At 63.0% G+C, this 21,807-nt stretch carries 23 protein-coding genes; 12 read left to right on the top strand and 11 right to left on the bottom strand.

Annotated elements, in window-relative coordinates; all coding sequences use genetic code 11:
• Positions 1–40: 40 nt before the first annotated feature.
• Both AC1DOG_RS06640 and AC1DOG_RS06635 read right to left on the bottom strand, forming a co-directional pair.
• Complete coding sequence (locus AC1DOG_RS06640) at positions 41–712, bottom strand: ribonuclease HII (RefSeq protein ID WP_477927129.1); 672 nt, start codon at positions 710–712, stop codon at positions 41–43.
• 165 nt (positions 713–877) lie between these two features.
• Positions 878–2,035 carry a PA0069 family radical SAM protein gene (locus AC1DOG_RS06635; protein WP_477927128.1) on the bottom strand — a complete coding sequence of 386 codons (1,158 nt, stop codon included), beginning with the start codon at positions 2,033–2,035 and terminating at the stop codon, positions 878–880.
• Positions 2,036–2,176: 141 nt separating this feature from the next.
• Between AC1DOG_RS06635 and AC1DOG_RS06630 the strand changes: the two genes are divergently transcribed.
• A complete protein-coding gene (locus AC1DOG_RS06630) occupies positions 2,177–2,695 on the top strand; it encodes a glycosyl transferase (protein WP_111561831.1) in 519 nt (172 codons plus the stop codon).
• Positions 2,696–2,699: 4 nt separating this feature from the next.
• Here the strand turns inward: AC1DOG_RS06630 and moaB are convergent, their stop codons facing one another.
• The 4 genes from moaB to AC1DOG_RS06610 all read right to left on the bottom strand — a co-directional run bounded on the left by moaB (position 2,700) and on the right by AC1DOG_RS06610 (position 7,128).
• Complete coding sequence (gene moaB / locus AC1DOG_RS06625) at positions 2,700–3,245, bottom strand: molybdenum cofactor biosynthesis protein B (protein WP_477927127.1); 546 nt, start codon at positions 3,243–3,245, stop codon at positions 2,700–2,702.
• The gene (locus AC1DOG_RS06620) at positions 3,232–4,143 is read right to left on the bottom strand and encodes a 4-(cytidine 5'-diphospho)-2-C-methyl-D-erythritol kinase (protein WP_477927126.1); all 912 of its coding nucleotides are present in this window, start codon (positions 4,141–4,143) and stop codon (positions 3,232–3,234) included. The genes moaB and AC1DOG_RS06620 overlap by 14 nt, the downstream gene beginning before the upstream one ends.
• Positions 4,144–4,149: 6 nt before the next feature.
• Entirely contained in the window at positions 4,150–5,982 is a 1,833-nt protein-coding gene (locus tag AC1DOG_RS06615; RefSeq protein ID WP_289728796.1) for a tetratricopeptide repeat protein, read from the bottom strand.
• A gap of 129 nt (positions 5,983–6,111) precedes the next feature.
• A complete protein-coding gene (locus AC1DOG_RS06610) occupies positions 6,112–7,128 on the bottom strand; it encodes a polyprenyl synthetase family protein (RefSeq protein ID WP_018898627.1) in 1,017 nt (338 codons plus the stop codon).
• Positions 7,129–7,237: 109 nt separating this feature from the next.
• Between AC1DOG_RS06610 and AC1DOG_RS06605 the strand changes: the two genes are divergently transcribed.
• On the top strand, positions 7,238–7,465 hold the full coding sequence (locus tag AC1DOG_RS06605) for a putative signal transducing protein (RefSeq protein ID WP_047508065.1): 228 nt from the start codon (positions 7,238–7,240) through the stop codon (positions 7,463–7,465).
• On the top strand, positions 7,462–8,268 hold the full coding sequence (locus AC1DOG_RS06600; protein ID WP_477927125.1) for a tRNA1(Val) (adenine(37)-N6)-methyltransferase: 807 nt from the start codon (positions 7,462–7,464) through the stop codon (positions 8,266–8,268). The genes AC1DOG_RS06605 and AC1DOG_RS06600 overlap by 4 nt, the downstream gene beginning before the upstream one ends.
• Here the strand turns inward: AC1DOG_RS06600 and AC1DOG_RS06595 are convergent.
• The gene (locus AC1DOG_RS06595) at positions 8,265–9,605 is read right to left on the bottom strand and encodes an Nramp family divalent metal transporter (protein WP_477927124.1); all 1,341 of its coding nucleotides are present in this window, start codon (positions 9,603–9,605) and stop codon (positions 8,265–8,267) included. The genes AC1DOG_RS06600 and AC1DOG_RS06595 overlap by 4 nt on opposite strands.
• Positions 9,606–9,778: 173 nt before the next feature.
• Between AC1DOG_RS06595 and AC1DOG_RS06590 the strand changes: the two genes are divergently transcribed.
• Both AC1DOG_RS06590 and AC1DOG_RS06585 read left to right on the top strand, forming a co-directional pair.
• Complete coding sequence (locus tag AC1DOG_RS06590) at positions 9,779–10,636, top strand: S49 family peptidase (RefSeq protein ID WP_477927123.1); 858 nt, start codon at positions 9,779–9,781, stop codon at positions 10,634–10,636.
• Between the two features lie 40 nt (positions 10,637–10,676).
• On the top strand, positions 10,677–10,868 hold the full coding sequence (locus AC1DOG_RS06585; RefSeq protein WP_477927122.1) for an NfeD family protein: 192 nt from the start codon (positions 10,677–10,679) through the stop codon (positions 10,866–10,868).
• Positions 10,869–10,883: 15 nt separating this feature from the next.
• On the opposite strand, the gene AC1DOG_RS06580 is transcribed toward AC1DOG_RS06585, so the two are convergent.
• Complete coding sequence (locus AC1DOG_RS06580) at positions 10,884–11,198, bottom strand: type II toxin-antitoxin system RelE/ParE family toxin (protein ID WP_477927121.1); 315 nt, start codon at positions 11,196–11,198, stop codon at positions 10,884–10,886.
• Positions 11,140–11,481, bottom strand: a complete 342-nt coding sequence (locus tag AC1DOG_RS06575; protein ID WP_477927120.1) for a ribbon-helix-helix domain-containing protein — start codon at positions 11,479–11,481, stop codon at positions 11,140–11,142. The genes AC1DOG_RS06580 and AC1DOG_RS06575 overlap by 59 nt, the downstream gene beginning before the upstream one ends.
• Before the next feature lie 160 nt (positions 11,482–11,641).
• Between AC1DOG_RS06575 and AC1DOG_RS06570 the strand changes: the two genes are divergently transcribed.
• The 7 genes from AC1DOG_RS06570 to AC1DOG_RS06540 all read left to right on the top strand — a co-directional run bounded on the left by AC1DOG_RS06570 (position 11,642) and on the right by AC1DOG_RS06540 (position 20,925).
• Entirely contained in the window at positions 11,642–12,604 is a 963-nt protein-coding gene (locus AC1DOG_RS06570) for a glycine--tRNA ligase subunit alpha (protein WP_477927119.1), read from the top strand.
• 312 nt (positions 12,605–12,916) lie between these two features.
• A complete protein-coding gene (locus tag AC1DOG_RS06565) occupies positions 12,917–13,468 on the top strand; it encodes a LemA family protein (protein ID WP_111561839.1) in 552 nt (183 codons plus the stop codon).
• Positions 13,469–13,580: 112 nt separating this feature from the next.
• Entirely contained in the window at positions 13,581–14,837 is a 1,257-nt protein-coding gene (locus AC1DOG_RS06560; protein ID WP_477927118.1) for a 3-phosphoshikimate 1-carboxyvinyltransferase, read from the top strand.
• Between the two features lie 68 nt (positions 14,838–14,905).
• Complete coding sequence (locus AC1DOG_RS06555; RefSeq protein ID WP_477927117.1) at positions 14,906–16,861, top strand: DUF2207 domain-containing protein; 1,956 nt, start codon at positions 14,906–14,908, stop codon at positions 16,859–16,861.
• A gap of 65 nt (positions 16,862–16,926) precedes the next feature.
• Positions 16,927–18,198 (top strand): phosphoribosylamine--glycine ligase, encoded by a 1,272-nt coding sequence (gene purD, locus AC1DOG_RS06550; RefSeq protein WP_477927116.1) that lies wholly within the window; start codon positions 16,927–16,929, stop codon positions 18,196–18,198.
• 106 nt (positions 18,199–18,304) lie between these two features.
• Positions 18,305–18,778, top strand: coding sequence for a plant virulence effector HPE1-like domain-containing protein (locus AC1DOG_RS06545; protein WP_477927115.1), 474 nt, complete (start codon positions 18,305–18,307; stop codon positions 18,776–18,778).
• A gap of 326 nt (positions 18,779–19,104) precedes the next feature.
• Positions 19,105–20,925, top strand: coding sequence for a methyl-accepting chemotaxis protein (locus tag AC1DOG_RS06540; protein ID WP_477927114.1), 1,821 nt, complete (start codon positions 19,105–19,107; stop codon positions 20,923–20,925).
• Between the two features lie 64 nt (positions 20,926–20,989).
• On the opposite strand, the gene AC1DOG_RS06535 is transcribed toward AC1DOG_RS06540, so the two are convergent.
• Both AC1DOG_RS06535 and AC1DOG_RS06530 read right to left on the bottom strand, forming a co-directional pair.
• Entirely contained in the window at positions 20,990–21,253 is a 264-nt protein-coding gene (locus tag AC1DOG_RS06535; RefSeq protein WP_477927113.1) for a hypothetical protein, read from the bottom strand.
• Positions 21,250–21,699: a putative toxin-antitoxin system toxin component, PIN family gene (locus tag AC1DOG_RS06530; RefSeq protein WP_477927112.1), complete on the bottom strand. Its 450-nt coding sequence runs from the start codon at positions 21,697–21,699 to the stop codon at positions 21,250–21,252. The genes AC1DOG_RS06535 and AC1DOG_RS06530 overlap by 4 nt, the downstream gene beginning before the upstream one ends.
• Positions 21,700–21,807 lie beyond the last annotated feature (108 nt).

The following is a 21,807-nucleotide window of genomic DNA, read 5'->3' as shown; positions in this document are numbered from 1 at the left end:
CGTTTGCGGTCGCGCCCGGCAAGTCGACCGAGCCGGCAGCCTACTCGCCGTCGGTGACCAAGAACTGCTTGAGCCGCCCGAAGCTCATACGGTGCAGCGGGCAGGGGCCATGGCTGTCGATGCCGGCGCGGTGGCGCGCGGTGCCGTAGCCGGCATGTGCGGCGAAGCCATAGGCGGGGAAGATCAGGTCTGCGCGGGTCATCATCCGGTCGCGCGTGACCTTGGCGACGATGGAGGCGGCCGCGATCGACACCGAGCGGGCATCGCCCTTGACGACGGCCTCGCCGGGGCACTCAAGCCCGGGGGGCACGTCCAGCCCATCAGTCAGCACATAACTTGCCGGGATGGAGAGGCTGAGGATGGCGCGGCGCATGGCATCCAGGCTCGCCTTGCGGATATCCGTCTCGTCGATACGGCGTGAGCTGGATGAGGCGATCGCGACGGTCGCGGTGGCAAGGATCTGCTCGAAGAGCTCTTCCCGCCGCTGCGCGGAAAGCTGCTTGGAATCATTCAGGCCATCGGGGATGCGCTTTGGGTCGAGAATGACGGCGGCGGCGACCACAGGTCCCGCCAGCGGCCCGCGGCCCGCCTCGTCGGCGCCGGCAACCGGCCAGTGGCCGGCCTCGCGCGCCTTCAGCTCCAGCCGGAAATCCGGAAGCAGCGGGACATCTTCGAAAAGCATGGGAGAATCGGGTGGCGTGCGACGTTTCATGCGGCTGAACTTCGCACGCCAACCCGATTTCCTGCAAGTCCCCGGATCAGGGCGGCGGACCGGGGACTTGAGAACGGAAGGCCAGGGTCAGCCGTCCGTAAGGGAATGTCCGAACATGTCGCGCAAAACTGTGCAGCGGTTTTGCGAAAACGACATGCTACAAAACTAGAGCAGCGACAGCTGCACGCCGCTGCCGTTCGGCGGCACGAACAGGTCGTCGCGCAGCGGCATGCTGCGGCGGGTCATGCCGAGCCGCTTCGTGGCCATCTCGAAGCGCCGGGCGATCTGCCAGGCATAGGGACCGGCGCCCTTCATACGCTTGCTGAAATCGGCGTCGTAATCCTTGCCACCGCGCATCGAGCGCACCAGCGACATGACGTGGCGGTAGCGATCGGGATAGTGCTGCAGCAGCCAGTCACGAAACAGCGGCGACACCTCCAGCGGCAGGCGCAGGATCACATAGCCCGCTTCCGTGGCGCCCGCTGCATGCGCCGCATCGAGAACGCGCTCGATCTCGTGGTCGTTCAGCGCCGGAATGACCGGGGCCATCATCACCGACGTGCGGATGCCGGCGTCGCTCAGCGCTTTCAGCGCATCGAGCCGCTTCGATGGCGTCGATGCGCGCGGCTCCATCGTCCGCGCCAGCTTGCGGTCCAGCGTCGTCACCGACAGAGAGGCGCGCACCAGGTTTTTCTCCGCCATGCGCTGCAGGATATCGAGATCGCGCAGGATGAGCGCAGACTTGGTGACGATCGAGACAGGATGGTTCGCCCGCTCCAGCACCTCGAGTATATCCCGCATGATCCGCCATTCCTTCTCGATCGGCTGATACGGGTCCGTATTGGTGCCGATCGCGATCACACGCGGCTTGTAGCCGGGCTTGGCGAGCTCGCGCTCCAGGAGCTTGGCCGCATCCGGCTTGGCAAACAGCCGCGTTTCGAAATCCAGCCCGGCGGACAGGCCCATATAGGCGTGCGTGGGCCGCGCGAAGCAATAGATGCAGCCGTGCTCGCAGCCGCGATAGGGATTGATCGAACGGTCGAAGGGGATATCCGGCGATTCATTGCGGGTGATTGCCGTGCGCGGCTTCTCGATCTGCACCTCGGTCTTGAATGGCGGCAGCTCTTCCAGCGTCTGCCAGCCATCGTCGAAGCCTTCGCGGCTCTGCGGCTCGAAGCGCCCGCTCGGGTTCAGTCCCGCACCGCGGCCACGCCGGCGGTCGACCTCGATCCTGAGGCCGGAAGAAACGATCATCGCGTCGGCAATATCCGCCGTATTGGCAGGCGCGAATGCGGCCTGCCCTGCAAGGGACTGTTCGTTCATCGGGTTTCTCCGTCGATGGAAGACTCGGCGTCCCCATCCGTTCTGGTGATTAAATTCCTATCGCCGAAATGAGAACAATGCAAGAACAAATTTGGAAAACTGTCGCTGGTAATGTTTTGTGCGTCGCACTATAAATGAGCAATGTTGACTGTCGTATTGGAATGCCGGGATCAGGAACCTGAGCTGGCGCAGACATTATCGGTGTTGGTTGCTGGTGCCGTGGAAGGGCTGGTGAGCGACGTGGTGGTGCTCGACCACGGCTCGCGCGATGGCTCGTCCAAGGTCGCGGACGCCGCCGGCTGCCGCTTCCATCAGCATTGGGATATCAAGGACATACTGCGTTCGGCGCGCGGCGAATGGCTGTTGTTCGTCGAGCCCGGTGCCCGCCCGCAGAGCGGCTGGATCGACGAGATCGCCGAATATGTGGCGCTGAACAAGCTGCCCGCTCGCTTCACTGCCTCGCGCGGTTATCGCAGGCCCTTCTATCAGCGCCTGCGCCGTCTGGCGCCGCTCGAGCTTGGGCTGTTGCTGCCGAAAAAACATGCGCTGGCGACGGCGCGCAGCGGCATGCAGCTGGCGGAATTCGTCAAGGGGCAGAAGCTGCGCAAGCTGTCGGCGGAGCTTATCCCGTCCTGGGTGGCGCGTTCGGCGCGGAGCTAGTCTTTTAAGCGCCGCGCTTCAGGTGCTCGTCGAGCCGGGGCATGATTTCCACGAAGTTGCACGGCATGTGGCGATAATCGAACTGCGCCTTCAAGATGCCGTCCCACGCGTCCTTGCAGGCGCCGGGCGACCCCGGCAGCACGAAGACGAAGGTGGTGCCGATCAGCCCCGCCGTCGCGCGCGACTGCACGGTGGAGGTGCCGATCTTGTCCTGCGAGATCCGGTGGAAGACGGCCGAAAAGCCATCCATGCGCTTGTCGAACAGTGGCTCCAGCGCCTCGGGCGTCACGTCGCGACCGGTAAAGCCGGTTCCGCCGGTGGTGATGATCACGTCGATATCCGATTGCGCCGTCCAGGCCTGCACCTGCGTGGCGATCGCCTGTCTGTCGTCGGGCGCGATGGCGCGCGCGATCAGCCGGTGTCCGGCCTCCGAGATGCGTGCCGCCAGCGTATCGCCGGAGCGGTCGTCGGCGGTGGTGCGCGTGTCTGAAACCGTTAGCACGGCAAATCCCACCGGAATGAACGGACGCGTGTCGTCAACGCCTGTCATCATCGTCTCCCGCCAATGTTTCGGTTGCCTCGAAATACCAGTCCGGCCGCTTGCCGTGAAGCGCACGCGCCGCAGCCTTCGCCTCGTCCATATTGGCGAATATGCCGAAGCATGTCGCGCCAGAGCCCGACATTCGCACGAAGAGCGCGCCCTGATCGGAGAGCATATCGGAAATCTCGGCGATCTCAGGCAGCAGCGCGCGCGCCGCCGGTTCGAGATCGTTGCGCATGGTGCGTATGGCGTCGAGCCAGGAAAGGCCGGGTGCTACCGCAAGCGTGCCGTTCGTCTTGGTCGCCAGTCGGCGGAACACCTCGGGCGTCGAAACACCTTTCAGCGGATTGGCGAGCACCATGGGAAAGGCAGGCAAGTCGCGCACCGTCTCGATACGCTCGCCGATCCCGCGCGCAATCAGCGGACGGCTCGCCAGACACATCGGCACATCGGCGCCGAGCTTGATGGCGATGGCGTCGATGGTCGCCGCGGGTAGGGGAGTGCCCCAGAGCCGCATCAGCCCACGCAGCGCCGCTGCCGCATCCGCCGAGCCGCCGCCGATGCCTGAGGCAATCGGCAAATCCTTACGCAGATGGATGCTGACCGGCGGTGCCACGACACCCGCCTCAAGCACGGCCGTGCGCAACGCGTCGCGCGCCTTCAGCACCAGATTGGTACCGCCATCGCCAGCAAGCGCGTCGCCGAAGCGGCCAGAGATGTGAAATTCGTCGGCATCAGCCGGCGCGAAGTCCAGCCGGTCGCCCGCGCGCGTGAACGTCACCAGCATTTCGAGCAGATGATAGCCGTCGTCTCTCTGGCCCGTCACATGCAGGGCCAGATTGATCTTGGCAAAGGCATCCTCGCTGATCGCAACGCCGTCGGCGAAGCCGAAGCCGGTGTCAGCCATGGATGATCAGGTCTTCTTGTCGGCCGGCTTCGGGTCGACAGGGGCCGGATCCGGCATCTTCTTGTCGACGGTCTTGGCATCGTCGGTCACCGCAGGCAGGCCGTTGGCGATCTTGTCCTTGATCTTCGGGATCTCGGCGGCCTCTGGTTCCGAGCCCAGCGCCCGGTTCCACTGGTAGACGGCCTCGAGCTTGCGCCCGACGCGCCAGTAGGCATCGCCCAGGTGGTCGTTGATCGTCGCGTCGCCGGCCTTGATCTGTGCGGCGCGCTCCAGCTCCTCGGTGGCGTCGTCGAACTTGCCGAGGCGGAAATAGGCCCAGCCGAGCGAATCGATGATGTAGCCATCGTCGGGGCGCAGATCGACGGCCTTCTTGATCATCTCAAGACCCTCGTCGAGGTTCTTGTTCATGTCGATCCAGGAATAGCCGAGATAGTTCAAGACCTGCGGCTGGTTGGGGTTCAATTCCAGAGCCTTGCGGAAGCTCGGCTCGGCCTTGTCCCACTGCTTCAGCCGCTCATAGGCGATGCCGCGCTGGAAGAAGACAGTCCAGGTGTTCTTGCCCGGCAGCGGCCCGATCACATCGACAGCCTTGTCGTAGTTCTCAGCCATCGCCTTGTAGTCCTTGGCGTCGGAGAGAACGCTGCCATAGGCGAGGTAGCTGCGGATATCCTTCGGGTCCGACTGGATGAGCCCCTGCAGATGCGCACGGGCTTCATCGACCTTGCCGCCTTCGGCGAGCGCCAGGCCAAGCTGCAGCTCGGAGATGCGGCTCATCGGCGAATTGTCGGGCACTTCCTTGTAGAGTGCGATTGCGCGGTCCAGCTGGTTCTGCTTCTCGGCGAGGCCGCCGAGCATGACCAGCGCATCGGCGCTATCTGGATCGAGCGCGCGGGCGATCTGCAGGTAGAGCGAGACGATGTCTTCAGCCCCATCGCGGTTCAGCGCGCCGGCAAAGGAAAACAGCACGCCGGCCGCACCCTGCTTGGCGGTGGTGATCTGCTGCACCTGCTTTTCGTCTTTGGTGATGCTCTGGCGCAGCGCGTTGAGCGGCGCGTAGTTGGGCAGCAGGTTGTCGCCGACCGAAACCGTGTCGAGCGCCTTCTGCTTATTGCCCTGCGTGGCTTCCAGGCGAGCGAGCGCCATGATGGCGCGCATGAAGGTATCGGGAGCAGTGGCAGCGCCATCCTTGTCGAGCACGGCGTCGTTCAAGTGCTTGCGCGCCGAGCGCACGTCACCATTGACGATGGCGATCGCGCCGGCATTGTAGTTCTGGAAGATCGCGAGCCACTCCGGCCCCTTCAGCTTCTCGACCTGCGACAGCGCGTCCTTGCCCTTGCCGGCACCCAGTCGCGCCCAGGCGGCCATCAGGTCGTTCATGACACGGTCGAGATCGGTCGGGCCGGTAGTCTTCAGCGCGCTCTCGGCGGTCTTGTATTCGCCGCGGCGGATCGCATCGGCGCCGCGCACGATGGTGGAGAGGCGCTCGATGCTCGGATCGTTCTTCAGCTCGTTGGCGTAGCGCACGCTGTCCTTGATGTCGCCATTGAGCAGCAGCGAGATCATCAGGCGCTGGCGGATCTCCGGATTGCCGGGCTCGATCTGCAAGGCCTTCTTGTAGAGCTCGATCGCCGTTTCGTAATCGTGGTCGACATCGGCGGTGCGGGCGGCAAGCAAAGCGCCGGAGAAGGTGTTGACGCTGTCAGGATCGAAGATCACGGTCGCGCTGGCGTCGTCCTTCTTGGCCGCGTCTTCGGCATTGGCGCCGCCGAGCACGCTCAGCGACAGAACTGCCGCAAGCGACGCGCTCGAAAGAAGACGTATGGCAAATTTCCGCCGCATTAGAAAACCTTTCGTGAGAACAGCCCACCAGCGTCGACTGCAAAATCAGTTGAGAAGACTGATTCACGACAGGATGGCTTTTTTGAAGCGACCCCGCAAGAAAATCAGCCTTTGACCAATGATCGTCGGTTAATTGACGCGCTCGATGCAGAAGTCGATGACTTCCATCAGTGCGGATTTCCATGCCGTATCGGGAAGCGGCGCCAGTGCATCGCGTGCAATCGTGCCATAATGGACCGCCCGGCCGATGGTATCGTTCAGCGTTCCGTACTTGGTGATCAGGCCAAGTGCCTTTTCGAGGTTCTGATCGTTGCTTTCGCCACCCTCGATCGCCTTGCGCCAGAAGGCGCGTTCTTCCTCGGTGCCGCGCCGATAGGCGAGGATGACGGGAAGCGTGATCTTGCCTTCGCGGAAGTCGTCACCGACATTCTTGCCGAGATCGGCAGCCTTGCCGCCGTAATCGAGCACGTCGTCGACCAGCTGGAAGGCGAGGCCAAGGTTCATGCCGTAGGACTTCATCGCGTTGCGGCCGGCCTTGCCGGCATCCGCCACGATCGGGCCGACTTCGGCGGCAGCCGCAAACAGCGCCGCCGTCTTGGCGCGGATGACCGAGAGATAGTCGTCCTCGGTGGTTTCCATGTTCTTGGCGACGGAAAGCTGCAGCACTTCGCCTTCCGCGATCACGCAAGCGGCCGACGAGAGCACGTCGAGCGCATCGAGCGAGCCGACATCCACCATCATGCGGAAGGCCTGGCCGAGCAGGAAGTCGCCGACCAGCACGCTTGCCTGGTTACCCCAGATCATGCGGGCGGTGGACTTGCCACGGCGCAGGTCGCTTTCATCGACGACATCGTCGTGCAGCAGCGTCGCCGTGTGCATGAACTCGACCGCGGTCGCGAGCTTGATGTGATTTTCGCCCTGATAGCCATAGAGCGCGGAGGAGGCGAGCGTCAGCATTGGGCGCAGGCGCTTGCCGCCGGACGAGATCAGATGGTTCGCCACTTCGGGGATCATCTGCACGTCTGAACCGGCCTTAGAAAGGATCAACTGGTTGACCCGCTCCATGTCCGCCTTGGTTAGATCCACCAAAGGCTTGACGGATGCCAGTTTGTTTTTGCTTTCTTCAAGCGGTATGACCACGCCCAACGACCCGGACTCCTGTTCACTCATTGGATTTGACAATAGAAAGGGGCGGCTTGAGCGGCAAGAGGCGAAATTGCCACGTCGCGGAAAATTGAAAGGGATTTCACGGTAAATGCATGAACTTATCCGCGCCAACGATCCCGTGCTGCTCTCCTTCGCGCAAAGCCTGATGAAGGATGCCGGCATCCATTGCTTTATCGCCGATCAGGGCATGAGCATATTGGAAGGCTCGCTCGGCATGCTGCCGCGCCGTCTGCTGGTCGAGGACGACCAGGCCGACCGCGCCCGTCGCATCCTCATCGACGCCGGTCTCGGCGACGAATTGCGCGAGCAGAAGTGAGCGACGCCGTGACCAGCGAGCCCACGCCCGATCAGCCCGTAACCGAGACCATAGACGCCTTCCATCGCGGCGCCTTTCATATTCTCCAGCCGAAGGGCAGGGGGCATCGCTCCGGCATGGACGCCATGCTGCTTGCCGCATTGGTGGATGATGAGAAAGCGGTGAGGGTCGCCGATCTCGGCGCCGGTGCCGGCGCGGCCGGTCTCGCTGTCGCCTCGCGGCTGCCAAAGGCCGAGGTCGTGCTCTTCGAGCGCTCCGCCGAGATGGCCGATTACGCCCGCCGCAGCCTGGATCTTGCGGAAAACGCCCACATGCTGGGCCGCGTCACCATCATCGAGGCGGATGTGACGCTGAAGGCCAAGGCGCGCAATGACGCCGGCCTCGTCGACGAGAGCTTCCACCACGTCATCCTCAATCCGCCCTTCAACGATCCCGGCGACCGCAAGACGCCGGATGCGCTGAAGGCGGAGGCGCATGCGATGACGGAGGACCTGTTCGAAAGCTGGCTGCGCACGGCCGGCGCCATCATGATCCCCGGCGGCCAGCTGTCGTTGATCGCCCGCCCGGAATCGATCGCCGAAATCATCGACGCCTGCGGCCGTCGCTTCGGCGGCATCGAGATCACGGCCATCCATCCGCGTGAAGGCGAAAACGCCGTGCGCATCCTGGTGACCGCGATCAAGGGCTCGCGCGCCCGGTTGTCGCTACGCGCGCCGCTGATCATGCACGAAGAGGGGAGCCACAAGTTCTCCCCCTTCGTCGACGACCTCAACAACGGCCGCGCGGCTTACTCCAGGCGTTAGCCGATCACGAAATCGAACAGCAGCTTGATGTTCAGCCCGGCGATGATGATGGCGATCGTGTAGGCGATGGCGGACAGCCAGCGCGGTGCCACGAGGTCGCCCATCTTTGCCTTGTTGGCGGTGAACATCACCAGCGGGAAGACCGCGAAGGAAAGCTGCAGGCTGAGCACGACCTGTGTCAGGATCAGTAGTTCTGCGGTACCCGCGTCGCCATACCAGATGGTCACGAAACCTGCTGGTACGATGGCGATGGCGCGGGTGATCAGCCGGCGGATCCAGGGCTGCAGCCTGATCTTCAGGAACCCTTCCATGATGATCTGCCCGGCCATGGTCGCCGTCACCGTCGAGTTCAGGCCGCAGCACAACAGCGCGATACCAAATAGCGTCGGCGCAAGCGCTAACCCGAGCAGCGGTGCGAGCAGCGAGGAGGCTTCGCCGAGTTCCGCGACATCGGTGCGCCCATTGGCATGGAAGGCTGCGGCGGCGAGGATCAGGATCGAGGCATTGATCAGAAGCGCGAAGCAGAGCGCCACGGTGGAATCGATCGTCGCATAGGTCAGCGCCTCGCGCTTTTCCGGCACGCTGTGGCCGTAGTCGCGGGTCTGGACTATGCCGGAATGCAGGTAGAGATTATGCGGCATGACGGTCGCGCCGAGAATGCCGAGCGCCAGATAGAGCATCTCAGGATTGGAGACGATCTCCGTGGTCGGGAAGAAGCCGCGGATCACATCGCCCCACTGCGGATCGGCCATGAAGATCTGCACGCCGAAGCAGACGGTGATGATCCCGAGCAGCGCGATCACGAAGGCCTCGACCCAGCGGAAACCGATCTTCTGCAGATAGAGAATGAGGAAGACGTCGAGCGCGGTGATGAGGACGCCGAGTTCGAGCGGAATGCCGAACAAGAGGTTGAGACCGATCGCCGTGCCGATCACCTCGGCGATATCGGTGGCGATGATGGCGATCTCGGCAAACAGCCAGAGCGGGATCGATACCCAGCGCGGAAAGGCATCGCGACAGGCCTGCGCCAGATCGCGGCCGGAGCCGATGGCAAGGCGCGCGCAGAGCGATTGCAGCACGATCGCCATCAGGTTGGACAAGAGCGCTACCGTCAGCAGCGTATAGCCGAACTTCGAGCCGCCGGCGAGCGAGGTCGACCAGTTGCCGGGGTCCATGTAGCCGACGGCCACCAGATATCCGGGGCCGACGAAAGCGATGGCGCGGCGCCAGCGCGAGGCGTGCTTCTGCGTTCCGATCGAACGGTGGACATCGGCCATCGACGCCTCCTCGCGCTCGTGGCGCCAGCCCGTCTTGGCCTTGGGTGTCATAATGTCCATGCAGCATCCGCCTGTTCTATCAATAAGAGCAATATGGCCGATTAGAATGATAATGCAAGTCATTCGCAACAGGAAACTTTGCGCGCAGTTGTTTTGCGTCTCGCCCATTGCGTTTGCCGTTGTGACGCATACATGGAGGTGACGTTTCACCGAGCATGCACGAAGGAATGGGAATGGCCGGATTTTTGAGAAAGCTGATGCCGAAGCGCTTCCGCAAGGAGGGCATCGTGATCCCGGTCGTCAGGCTCCAGGGGGCGATCATGACCGGCGGCAGCCAGTTCCGCCCGGCGCTGAACCTCGCCTCGACCGCGCAAGTGCTTGAAAAGGCCTTCAGCATCAAGGACGCGCCCGCCGTCGCCATCTCCATCAATTCCCCCGGCGGCTCGCCGGTCCAGTCGCGGCTGATCTTCACCCGTATCCGCGAGCTGGCGCGCGAGAAGCAGAAGAAGGTCATCGTCTTCGTTGAGGACGTAGCGGCTTCCGGCGGCTATATGATCGCGCTCGCCGGCGACGAGATCATCGCCGACCCGACCTCGATTGTCGGCTCGATCGGCGTCGTCTCCGGCGGCTTCGGCTTCCCTGAGCTTCTGAAGAAGATCGGCGTCGAGCGCCGCGTCTACACCGCGGGCGAAAACAAGGTGATCCTCGACCCCTTCCAGCCGGAGAAGGAAAAGGACATCGAATATCTGAAGACGCTGCAGCTGGAGATCCACCAGGTCTTCATCGCGATGGTGCGCGAACGCCGCGCCGGCAAGTTGAGGGATGACGAGACGGTCTTCTCCGGCCTTTTCTGGACCGGCACGCGCGGCCTGGAGCTCGGCCTTATCGACGGTCTCGGCGATATGCGCCAGGAACTGAAGAAGCGCTACGGCTCGAAAACCAAGCTGGAACTCGTGACCGCTGCAAGGGGGCTTTTCGGACGCCGCATTCCCGGCATATCATCATCACTCGAAGGAGCCGCCTCCGGCTTCGCGGCCGGTCTTGTCGAGACGGCCGAAGAAAAGGCATTGTGGAGCCGATACGGGCTCTGACGCAATTGCATTAAAATAACGAGGGGTGAAGACAGACGACATGCCGCAGCTTTTGATTATGGGTGTGCTCGTCCTGGGCGCCTGGCTCCTCTACCGCCGCTTCGTGGCCGAAGCCAAGCGCCTGCAGGAAAAATCCCTCCGCGCCCAGAGGGAGCAGCAGACCGGAGCGATCGGCACGCTGGTGAAGGATCCGGTGACGGGGGAGTATCATTTGAAGAAGGATGATGAGTGAGGGGGAGGGCTTTGATCAGCCTCGTTCCCGCACCCTTGCTTGCCAATCCGCTCGGCCATAGCTGATGCAGAGAACGAAGACAGATTGGGCTTCGTCGTCCACGGTGAAGCAGACGACTGCTTTTTCTGAGGCCGGAATGGCGCGCAGCCCGGGATAAAGGTCGCTTCGGATGGAGCCGATATGAGGGAAATCGGTTAAGCGGTCGATGAACGCTGTTATTTCGTCTATTTTGCTTTGGCCGATCCGCAGCCCGGCGAAGTTCGAAATGACTTCAGCGATCTGAAACAGATCGGCTTCGACGAGCGGATGCTGCGTGATCGTGTACGGCATCCGGCGCCTCTTCCTTGAATTTTCGAGCCAGCCTTTCGTTCAGTCTTTCTGCCATGGCCTTGCCGTCCCAAGGCAGCCTCTGATCCTTGGGTAATTCCGCGCGCCGCCGAATCTCGTCTGCCATTCCGGCCAAAGGGTCGTCTAAAGCTCGCTCAAGCATCCGGACCCGCGTCAGCGCTGCGCTGACCACATCCGGCACGCTCGCATAGCGTCCTTCTTCGACCAGTTCTTCGGCGAAGCGAAGGTCTTGATCCGACAATGTCACGGTGATCTCGACGCTCATAATCGTCTCCAAGCCAAAACCTGCTCTCACTATAAGGCAACCGACACCGCTTGTCCTCCCTGCAAACTGTGGGGAAGAGATCGGGATGCGAAACCCTTGACCCCCATCGCCGCTCGTGGCACCTGTCGCCCACCGATCCAATTGAATGGCGACTAACCTCATGTCTGCACCCAGCATCCCCGACCACATGAACCCGAAGCGCTCGTTTCAGGCGCTGATCCTGACGCTGCACAGCTACTGGGCGGACAAGGGTTGCGCGGTGCTGCAGCCTTACGACATGGAAGTCGGCGCCGGTACGTTCCATCCGGCGACCACGCTGCGCGCGCTTGGTCCCAAGCCCTGGAAGGCCGCCTACGTGCAGCCCTCGCGCCGCCCGTCCGACGGTCGCTATGGCGAAAACCCGAACCGGCTGCAGCATTACTATCAGTACCAGGTGATCCTGAAGCCGAACCCGCCGAACTTGCAGGAACTCTATCTCGGCTCGCTCGCCGCGATCGGCCTTGACCCGCTGCTGCACGATGTCCGCTTTGTCGAGGATGACTGGGAAAGCCCGACGCTCGGCGCCTGGGGTCTCGGCTGGGAGTGCTGGTGCGATGGCATGGAAGTCTCGCAGTTCACCTATTTCCAGCAGGTCTGCGGCCTCGAATGCTCGCCGGTCGCCGGCGAACTGACCTACGGCCTCGAGCGCCTCGCCATGTATGTGCAGGGCGTCGACAACGTCTACGACCTGAACGTCAACGGCCGCGAGGGCGACGAGAAGATCAGCTATGGCGACGTCTTCCTGCAGGCAGAACAGGAATATTCGCGCCACAACTTCGAATTCGCCAACACCGAGATGCTGCATCGCCACTTCATCGATGCTGAGAAGGAATGCCAGGCGCTGCTCGCCGCCGGCGCCCCCGGTGACAGCGATAACCAGAAGCTGCACAAGTGCGTCTTCCCGGCCTACGACCAGTGCATCAAGGCCAGCCACGTGTTCAATCTTTTGGACGCGCGCGGCGTGATCTCGGTCACCGAGCGCCAGAGCTATATCCTGCGCGTGCGCACGCTCGCCAAGGCCTGCGGCGAAGCCTTCCTGTTGACCGACGCCGGTGGCGTCAATCTCGCCAGCAAGGCTGCCTGATCGATCAGCGACGCCTGTTGGCCTTGACCTCGACAGTGCGCGCGGCCGGACGCGGCGCGCCCTTGAGCATGAAGAACGAAGCGATGGCAAGCATGTTGAGCAGGAAGATGGCTGCGCTCATGGCTGATTGATCCTCGTGACGTGGTTTGGATCCCGCCGCCGTCGGCCGATCCATCATCAAGATAGGCCTTCTCCGGCCGCCGTGGTATCGCGAGATCTTGGGATGCGCCAGATTGCAAAGGCGGGAGATGACAAGCGGCGCCAAGCCGCATAGTCTCCCGGCCGACCTTGCGTCATAACGGGGGATTCGCGATGTATATTATTCTTGGCCTCATCGTCCTGATCGCGCTCTATGCGGTCTTTGTCTATAACGGCCTCGTGCGCGCCCGGCAGATGGCCGAGGAGGCCTGGTCCGGCATCGACGTGCAGCTGAAGCGCCGCGCCGATCTGATCCCCAACCTGATCGAAACGGTGAAGGGCTACGCCACCCACGAAAAGACGACCCTCGAAGAGGTCGTCAAGCTTCGCAACCAGGCGCAGACGGTCCCGGCAGGCGATGTCGCTGGCCGTGCGCAGGCGGAAGGTTTGCTGGGTGCAGCACTTGGCCGCGTCATGGCGCTCGCCGAAGCCTATCCCGATCTGAAGGCCAACGAGAACTTCCGTGAGCTGCAGACCTCGCTCGAAACCATGGAAAGCGAGATCCAGATGGCGCGCCGCTACTACAACGGCTCCGCCCGCGATCTCAACGTCAAGGTCGAAAGCTTCCCCTCGAACCTCGTCGCCAACCAGTTCGGTTTCACCAAGCGCGAGTATTTCGAGATCACCAACGAGGCCGATCGCGCCGTCCCGAGTGTAAAGTTCTGATCCCAAAGTTCTGACAACAGCCATTTGCCTTTGCTGAAAAGCTGCTATGAGCAGGGCAAGATCGCGGCCGGATAGGGCCAGCGGATAAGACGTAATGAGTGAAGACAAGCCCATGAGTAAAGACAAGCTCACCATCATCCCGTCGGCCAGGCCGCTGTCCGGTCGCGCTGTGCCTCCTGGCTCGAAGTCGATCACCAACCGCGCGCTGCTTCTGGCCGGTCTCGCCAAGGGCACCAGCCGGCTCACCGGCGCGCTGAAGAGCGACGACACGCGCTATATGGCCGAAGCCCTGCGCGCCATGGGCGTGACGGTGGACGAGCCCGACGCGACCACCTTCGTCGTCACCAGCTCCGGCGAGCTCAAGGCGCCCGCAGCACCGCTTTTCCTCGGCAATGCCGGCACCGCCACCCGCTTCCTCACGGCAGCGTTGGCGCTTGGCCATGGCCGCTACGTGGTCGATGGCGACGAGCATATGCGCAAGCGCCCGATCAAGCCGCTCGTCGATGCGTTGAAGTCGCTCGGCGTGGCGATCGAAGCGCCGACCGGCTGCCCGCCGGTGACGATCGACGCCAACGGCCGTTTTGCGAACAACAAGGTCGTCATCGATGCCGGCCTCTCCAGCCAGTATGTCTCCGCTTTGCAGATGGCGGCCGCTTGCGGCTCCGAGCCGTTCACCATCGAGCTTGCCGGCGCAGATATCGGTGCGCGCGGCTATATCGACCTGACGCTATCAGTTATGCGCGCCTTCGGCGCCAAGGTCAGCCAGCCGACGCCGTCCTCCTGGGTGATCGAGCCGACCGGCTACACCGCAACCGATTTCGTCATAGAGCCGGACGCTTCCGCCGCCACCTATCTCTGGGCCGCCGAAGTGCTGACCAAGGGCGCGATCGACCTCGGCGTCGCCAATGAGGATTTCACCCAGCCGGACGCGAAGGCTTACGACGTCATCAGGCAGTTCCCGCATCTTCCCGCCGAAATCGACGGCTCTCAGATGCAGGATGCGGTGCCGACCATCGCCGTGCTGGCGGCCTTCAACGAAACGCCGGTGCGCTTCGTTGGCATCGCCAATCTGCGCGTCAAGGAATGCGATCGCATCCACGCGGTCTCGACCGGCCTCAACAACATCCGCGCAGGTCTTGCGACCGAGGACGGCGATGACCTGATCGTCTCCTCCGACCCGGCGCTGGCTGGCCAGCACCTGCCGGCCGATATCGACACCTTCGCCGATCACCGCATCGCCATGAGCTTCGCGCTGGCAGGCCTGAAGATCGACGGCATCACCATTCTGGACCCGGATTGCGTCGGCAAGACTTTCCCTGACTATTGGAAGGTGCTGGCCTCGCTCGGCGTCGCGATAAAGGACGAGTAACCGGCAGCCGATCTCGCCGGGCAATCCGAAAAAGACAATTCTGAAAAGACAAGGGGGAGAATGTCTTGATGCGTTGGTTGTCCGGTCTCGTTGCCGCTCTGATGTTTCTGCTGGCGGCATCTCTTGCCGCCGCAAACGAGCGCATCACCTCCTATCATTCGGAAGTGGAGGTCGCCAAGGACGGCGACCTCACCGTGACGGAGACGATCTCGATCGTCGCCGAGGGGTTCAAGGTCAAGCGCGGCATCTTCCGCGACTTCCCGCTCACCATGCTGGATGGCGAGGGACGCACCATCCGCGTCGGCTTCGATCTCCTCTCCGTCACCCGCGATGGCCAGCCCGAGGCCTACAAGACCGAAAGCATCGATGGCGGCATCCGCATCTATGCCGGCTCCAGCGACACCATCGTGCCTGAGGGCGAGCACACCTATGTCTTGACCTACAAGGCCGACCGCATGATCCGCTACTTCCCTGACCACGACGAGGTCTACTGGAATGTCACCGGCACCGGCTGGCAGTTCGCCATCGAGCAGGCCTCGGCGCGCATCACCATGCCATCGGGCGAGGTGACGAGGCTTGCCGCCTACACCGGTCCGTTCGGCTCGCGAGCCACGAATGCCACGTCGCGCATCGAGGGCAATCAGGCAGTCTTCGCTACGACCCGCATGCTCGGGCAGAACGAAGGGCTGACCGTCGTCGCCGGCGTTCCCAAGGGCGTCATCGACCAGCCATCGACAGCTCAGCTTCGCGCCTGGTGGCTGCGTGATCACATGGCCGATGTCATCGCCGTTGCCGGCCTTCTCCTCGTCGCGCTTTATTACGTGTTCTTCTGGGTGAGGGTCGGGCGTGATCCGGCCCGCGGTGTCGTCGTGCCGCGCTGGGATCCGCCCGAGGGTCTGTCGCCGGCGCTGGTCAACTATATCGACAACAAGGGCTTCAACGGCGCCGGCTGGCCGGCCTTCTCGGCCAACGCGCTCGACCTCGCCGTCAAGGGATACGTCACCTTCGACGATATCGGCTCCAGCATCACTGTCACCCGCACCGACAAACCGCTGCCAAAAGCCCTTCCGGCCGGCCAGGCCGCCTTCCTCTCCCTCGTCGGTCGCTCCGGCCAGAGCTTTGCAATCAGCAAGTCGAATGGCGAAAAGGTGCGCGACGCCGGCCAGAAGTTCCGACAGGCGATCGAAGGCGAGCATCGCGGCAAGTATTATCACTCGAACGCGCTCTACACGGTCGGCGGCATCGTCCTCAGCGTCATCTTCATCATCGCCGTTCTGGCCTTCGGCGAAATCGATGCCGATCTCGGCGGCTTCATCGCCGCCACGGTTTTCTCGGCGGTGTTCTTAGGCATTCTATCGTCGCGTCTCGGTCTCAGTTTCCGCAAGGGGGCGTCGCTGCGCAGCAAGATCGGCGGCGTCATCATCGGCGGCTTCTTCGGCTTCACGCTTCTGTCCATCCTCGCCGGCATCGTTACCGCCGCCGTGGAACAGTTGACCGCAGCCGACCACTGGCCCGTCATCGTCGCCGTCGGCGGCATCGTGATGATCAATGTGGTGTTCTTCTTCCTGATGGGCGCGCCGACGCCGCTCGGCAGCCGGTTGATGGACCACATCGACGGCCTGCGCCGCTACCTGACGGTTGCCGAAAAGGACCGCATGAACATGGCCGGCGCACCCGCAATGTCGCCGCAGCATTTCGAAACGCTGCTGCCCTATGCCGTGGCGCTCGGTGTCGAGAAACCCTGGAGCGATGCCTTCCAGACCTGGCTGGCGACGGCTGCAGCAGCCGGAGCGGCGGCGGCCGCCTATTCGCCCATGTGGTATCCGACCCATTCCGGCAGTTTCGGCGACAGCATCGGCGGCTTTTCCTCCTCCATGGCCTCCACCATCGCCTCGACACTCCCCGCACCCGTGACCTCGACCTCGTCGGGCTTCTCCGGCGGCAGCGGTGGCTTCTCGTCGGGCGGCGGGGGAGGTGGGTTCTCCGGCGGTGGCGGCGGTGGTGGCGGCGGCGGCGGCTGGTAGCCTTTAGGCTTGACCTTTCCGCTCCAGCCCCTTAACCGCCACTCACAAACTGGAAAGGGACGGGCATGAAGGTTCTGTTGATCGGATCGGGCGGGCGCGAGCACGCATTGGCCTGGAAGCTGGCGCAATCGCCCGAACTCACCACGCTCTACGCCGCCCCCGGCAATCCAGGGATCGCCGAGCACGCGACCCTCGTCCCCGTCAACACCGAGGACAACGACGCCGTCGTATCCTTCTGCAAGGACAACGCGATCGATTTCGTCGTCGTCGGCCCGGAAGCGCCGCTGGTGGCAGGCGTTGCCGATCGCTTGCGCGCCGAGGGCTTCGCCGTCTTTGGCCCGTCGGCCGCCGCAGCCCAGCTCGAGGGCTCCAAGGGTTTCACCAAGGATATCTGCGCCCGCTACGATATCCCGACCGGCGCCTACCAGCGTTTCAACAATGCCCCCAAGGCCAAGGCCTATATTCGCGAGCAGGGCGCCCCGATCGTCGTCAAGGCTGATGGTCTGGCCGCCGGCAAGGGCGTGACCGTTGCGATGACCGTCGATGAAGCCCTTGCCGCCGTCGACGATTGCTTCGAAGGCGCGTTTGGCGCTGCCGGTGCCGAAGTCGTGGTCGAGGCCTATCTCGATGGCGAAGAGGCAAGCTTCTTCTGCTTGAGCGACGGCAAGCACGCGCTGGCGCTGGCCACCGCCCAGGACCACAAGCGGGTGGGCGAGGGCGATACTGGCCCGAACACCGGCGGCATGGGCGCCTATTCTCCGGCCCCCGTCATGACACCGGAGATGGTCGAGCGCACGATGAAGGAGATCATCGAGCCCACCATGCTAGGGATGGCCGAGAGCGGCTATCCGTTCTCCGGCGTCTTCTTCGCCGGCCTGATGATCACCAGGAAGGGCCCGGAGCTGATCGAATACAACGTCCGCTTCGGCGATCCGGAATGCCAGGTGCTGATGATGCGCCTGAAGAGCGATCTCCTGCCGATCCTTTATGCGACCGCCACCGGCACGCTGGACAAGGTCACGGCCGAATGGAGCGACGATCCGGCGCTGACGGTCGTCATGGCCTCCAAGGGCTATCCCGGCTCCTACGACAAGAACACGCCGATCAAGTCCATCCCCGAAGCGGGCGAGGGCGCGAAGGTGTTTCATGCCGGCACAGCGCTGAAGGATGGCGCGCTGGTCGCCACCGGCGGCCGCGTTCTGAACGTCACTGCGACGGGCAAGACGGTCGGCGAGGCCCAGGCCCGCGCCTATGCGCTGCTCGACAAGGTGGAGTGGGACAATGGCTTCTGCCGCCGCGACATCGGCTGGCAGGCGATCAAGCGCGAAAAAGCGTGATCCGATATCGAAATCGGATCAGTTCTCTAAATTTTTACCCTTTCCCCTGACGGGATGGAAATAAAGCCGCGTTAAACCTGTGTGCAAGGTAAGACGGAGTGTTTCCATGCGTCAGGTTTCTGCGGTTGTTTTTGGTGTCGTTGCTGCGTTGATGGCGGGTTCCGCCATGGCGTCGTCGATCGACGTGGTCGGCGCCAATGCGGCATCGAGCGACAGCAGCATCCTCAAGATGACCTGCACCACATGCCCGCCGCTTCAGGTCGTGGAAGCCAAGAAGGAATATATCGTCCCGACGCTCGCCGAAGGCACGCTCGAGCACTCGCAGATCCGCGACGTCGATGGCGAAAAGAAGCTGTTTCGCACCGAAGGCTGGATGGGCGGCTCGCCCGTCGTGTTCGTGACCAAGGCGCAGGCACCCGTGGCTGTTGCCGCCGCACCCGCCGCCGCCGACGGTGTCGATACGGCGACGACTTCTGCCGTCATCGGCGCTGATACCAAGCCCGTCGTTGCAGGTGCTGCAGGCCAGCCGACGGAACAAACGCGCCCGCTCGACGTTTCCAATTTCAAGCTTAGACCTTGATTTAAAGTTCCCTGCCCCTCCCGTCCAAAGTTTTGGTCATCCGGGGCTCCACCTCAAAAGGGTGGTTAAATGCGCTCCTGAAGAGAAGCAGGGGCGCATTTTCTATTTTTCACTTCGCCGCCGATTCTGACTCCGGGCTCCGACTTCGCGGCTAAGAGATCATATAGTCCGTGGTTAAGTATTTCTTATAAAAAACAGGCCATTTCTAGCCGCGACCGGTAGCCGCATGTGTTTTCGCAGCAGTACCAGCGACGGGCCACGCGCTCTCGCATACGCGGTAGGATACCGCGCCGGACGATGTCACCCGACACCCGTTGCGAGGCACTATGAAGAATCTGAGAATTTCCAGGCAGCTATTTCTGCTCGTCGCCGGCCTGATGGTGGCCTTCTGCGCCGCCTCCTACCTGCAGATCCGCTCTTCGACCAATGCGATCTATCATGAGCGCAACGAGATGCTGCGCACGCAGGTGGAATCCGGCCTGTCCATCATGCAGCAATATTACGACCGCGAGAAATCAGGCGAGCTGACCCGCGAGCAGGCGCAGGCGCTGGCCTACAAGCAGCTTTCGTCGATCCGCTACGAGCCCAACGGCTATTTCATTGGCTACGACTACGACGTCGTCATGCGCATCACCTACGATACACCGAAGCTCGGCAAGAGCAGCAAGGGCGCGCCCGACAGCCGTGGCAAGCCTTACCGCGACGAGATCGTCAAGGTCGGTCGCGCCGGCGGTGGCATCGTCGATTTCTACGGCCCCAAGCCCGGCCAGCCGGCCGATGCGCAGTTCCGCAAGGCTGTCTACACCAAGGCGTTCGAACCCTGGCAGGTGGTGGTCGCCACCGGCGTCTATCTCGACGATCTCGACGCGCAGGTTCGCTCCGACGTGCTGAAGGCGCTGTCGGGCGGCCTCGTCGTGCTGCTCCTGGGCGCCGCCGCAGCCTTCTACGTGGTTCGCAGCATCTCCGGCCCGCTGACGCGCATTCACACCGCCCTTCAGGCTGTCGCCGAAGAAAACGTCACGATCGCCATTCCCCACACCGACATGAACAACGAAGTGGGCATGATGGCCAAGGCGACCAAGTCGCTGCAGGAAAAGGTGCGCGAGCGCCACGCCATGTCGGAGCGCGAAGCCGCCCAGCAGATGGCGCTCGATGATGAGCGCGAGAACAACCAGCGCATGCAGCGTGACGAAACCGCGGTGCAGGCCCATGTGGTCTCCACCATCGGCCAGGCGCTGGAGCAGATCGCGCGCGGCGATCTCACGGTTCGCTGCGCCGATCTCGGCCAGAAATACGCCACTCTGCGCGACAACTTCAACGATGCGCTCGGCCATCTCGAGGCTGCCATGTCCAAGGTCTCGGTCAAGGGCGGCGATATCGCCGTCAGCAAGGAAGAAATCCGCCGCGCTTCCAACGAACTGTCGCAGCGTACCGAGCGCCAGGCCGCAAGCCTGGAAGAGACCTCGGCCGCCCTTGACGAGCTCAGCGTTGCTGTCCGCCACACGGCGGAAGGCGCGCATGAGGCAAGCAAGCGCGTCCAATCGGTGAGCTCCGAGGCCAACCGCAGCGACGCCGTGGTCACCCAGGCGATCGAAGCGATGGGCGGGATCGAGAAATCCTCCGAGGAAATCGGCAAGATCATCGGCGTCATCGACGACATCGCCTTCCAGACCAACCTGCTCGCCTTGAACGCCGGTGTCGAGGCCGCGCGCGCCGGCGAAAGCGGCAAGGGCTTCGCCGTCGTCGCCCAGGAAGTCCGCGAACTGGCCCAGCGCTCGGCCGCCGCCGCCAAGGAGATCAAGGACCAGATCGCCCGCTCCTCGGGCCAGGTCGAACAGGGCGTTCGCTTCGTTGGCGAGGCCGGCGAGGCGCTGAAGCGCATCTCCGACCAGATCAAGGCCGCCAATGACATCGTCTCGAAGATCGCCCACAGCGCCTCCGAGCAGGACACGACGCTGCGCTCGATCACCTCCTCGATCAACCAGCTCGACGCCGCCACCCAGCAAAACGCCGCCATGGCCGAAGAGACCACGGCATCGGCGGAATCGCTCGCCAGCGACACCGACGAACTCCTCAACCTCATCCGCGGCTTCCGGGTGGGCACACAGGCCGAGTACGGTGCAGCGCAGACCCGCCGCGCGGCGTAAGGCTTGCGGCAAGGACAATGGGATGACGACAGCCGCCGGAGCGATCCGGCGGCTGTTTTGTTTTTTACTTGCGGGATGTCTTCTTCGCAGCGACCAATGCGTCGCCTTCATCCGGTTCGCTATCGGGAACGCTGTCGAGGATGGCGAGCGCCGCACTGGCATCGCCCCGTTCCGCGCGCTTCTTCAAGCTCATGATCGCCCGCCGGTGCCCGATGCCATCAGCGATGAAAGCGGAAAGCAGCTGGTTCAACGATACATTGTCCTCCGCCGCCGCGCGCTTGGCTTCTTCCATCACATGATCGGCTATTCTGAGAGGATAGGTGCTCATGTCTCTTGTCTCCTTTGCGCGATGAAATCTCCGGCGGTCATGACTGACATGCCAAAGGCGCTGACTGCGGGATGCCGGAAATGGCGATCGTTGCTGACGATCAAGGTGGCTCCGGCTGCCAGGGCGCACTCGATGTAAATGTCGTCCTTCGGGTCAGCGAGGAACGGCCTGAAGTGAAACCACGGCGAGACAAGCTCGGCCTTGCTGAACACCGCATCGAGCACGATGTCGATCTTGCTCTCGCTGAGCCAGGGAGCCTTGCCGAGAATGCCCGGCCGCTTCAGCACGTCTTCATACTCCAACGCCACTGCCGGCGACAATGCGAAGTCGACGCCACCGGTAAGCATCTCGCGCACAAGCTGATGCGAGGCGCCTCTCGAGGATCGCAAAGCCGAAACCATGACATTTGCATCAACGATGATCATGGCGGTTATATGATATCGCATATGATATCATGTCAAGGCGTGCCGATCTCGCCATTCAACGTCCCCAACGCTTGCGCCCAACCCCGCAACATGATCATGAAAACCCAAACGCACCCGTCGCCATCCGAA

The organism is Rhizobium sp. 01N48 (assembly GCF_056399145.1).
Note: the sequence above shows the minus strand (reverse complement) of the source record. Positions and strands in the feature narration are given on the sequence as shown.

Excerpts from the sequence above, each read along its gene's own strand:
- AC1DOG_RS06565 (WP_111561839.1), top strand. The coding sequence starts at position 12,917 with ATGTATATTATTCTTGGCCTCATCGTCCTGATCGCGCTCTATGCGGTC.
- AC1DOG_RS06570 (WP_477927119.1), top strand. The coding sequence starts at position 11,642 with ATGTCTGCACCCAGCATCCCCGACCACATGAACCCGAAGCGCTCGTTT.
- AC1DOG_RS06605 (WP_047508065.1), top strand. The coding sequence starts at position 7,238 with ATGCATGAACTTATCCGCGCCAACGATCCCGTGCTGCTCTCCTTCGCG.
- AC1DOG_RS06530 (WP_477927112.1), bottom strand. The coding sequence starts at position 21,699 with ATGCGATATCATATAACCGCCATGATCATCGTTGATGCAAATGTCATG.
- AC1DOG_RS06575 (WP_477927120.1), bottom strand. The coding sequence starts at position 11,481 with ATGAGCGTCGAGATCACCGTGACATTGTCGGATCAAGACCTTCGCTTC.
- AC1DOG_RS06615 (WP_289728796.1), bottom strand. The coding sequence starts at position 5,982 with ATGCGGCGGAAATTTGCCATACGTCTTCTTTCGAGCGCGTCGCTTGCG.
- AC1DOG_RS06580 (WP_477927121.1), bottom strand. The coding sequence starts at position 11,198 with ATGCCGTACACGATCACGCAGCATCCGCTCGTCGAAGCCGATCTGTTT.
- AC1DOG_RS06620 (WP_477927126.1), bottom strand. The coding sequence starts at position 4,143 with ATGGCTGACACCGGCTTCGGCTTCGCCGACGGCGTTGCGATCAGCGAG.
- AC1DOG_RS06635 (WP_477927128.1), bottom strand. The coding sequence starts at position 2,035 with ATGAACGAACAGTCCCTTGCAGGGCAGGCCGCATTCGCGCCTGCCAAT.
- AC1DOG_RS06585 (WP_477927122.1), top strand. The coding sequence starts at position 10,677 with ATGCCGCAGCTTTTGATTATGGGTGTGCTCGTCCTGGGCGCCTGGCTC.
- AC1DOG_RS06555 (WP_477927117.1), top strand. The coding sequence starts at position 14,906 with ATGCGTTGGTTGTCCGGTCTCGTTGCCGCTCTGATGTTTCTGCTGGCG.
- AC1DOG_RS06595 (WP_477927124.1), bottom strand. The coding sequence starts at position 9,605 with ATGGACATTATGACACCCAAGGCCAAGACGGGCTGGCGCCACGAGCGC.
- moaB (WP_477927127.1), bottom strand. The coding sequence starts at position 3,245 with ATGACAGGCGTTGACGACACGCGTCCGTTCATTCCGGTGGGATTTGCC.
- AC1DOG_RS06535 (WP_477927113.1), bottom strand. The coding sequence starts at position 21,253 with ATGAGCACCTATCCTCTCAGAATAGCCGATCATGTGATGGAAGAAGCC.
- AC1DOG_RS06630 (WP_111561831.1), top strand. The coding sequence starts at position 2,177 with ATGTTGACTGTCGTATTGGAATGCCGGGATCAGGAACCTGAGCTGGCG.
- purD (WP_477927116.1), top strand. The coding sequence starts at position 16,927 with ATGAAGGTTCTGTTGATCGGATCGGGCGGGCGCGAGCACGCATTGGCC.
- AC1DOG_RS06560 (WP_477927118.1), top strand. The coding sequence starts at position 13,581 with ATGAGTAAAGACAAGCTCACCATCATCCCGTCGGCCAGGCCGCTGTCC.
- AC1DOG_RS06540 (WP_477927114.1), top strand. The coding sequence starts at position 19,105 with ATGAAGAATCTGAGAATTTCCAGGCAGCTATTTCTGCTCGTCGCCGGC.
- AC1DOG_RS06640 (WP_477927129.1), bottom strand. The coding sequence starts at position 712 with ATGAAACGTCGCACGCCACCCGATTCTCCCATGCTTTTCGAAGATGTC.
- AC1DOG_RS06590 (WP_477927123.1), top strand. The coding sequence starts at position 9,779 with ATGGCCGGATTTTTGAGAAAGCTGATGCCGAAGCGCTTCCGCAAGGAG.
- AC1DOG_RS06545 (WP_477927115.1), top strand. The coding sequence starts at position 18,305 with ATGCGTCAGGTTTCTGCGGTTGTTTTTGGTGTCGTTGCTGCGTTGATG.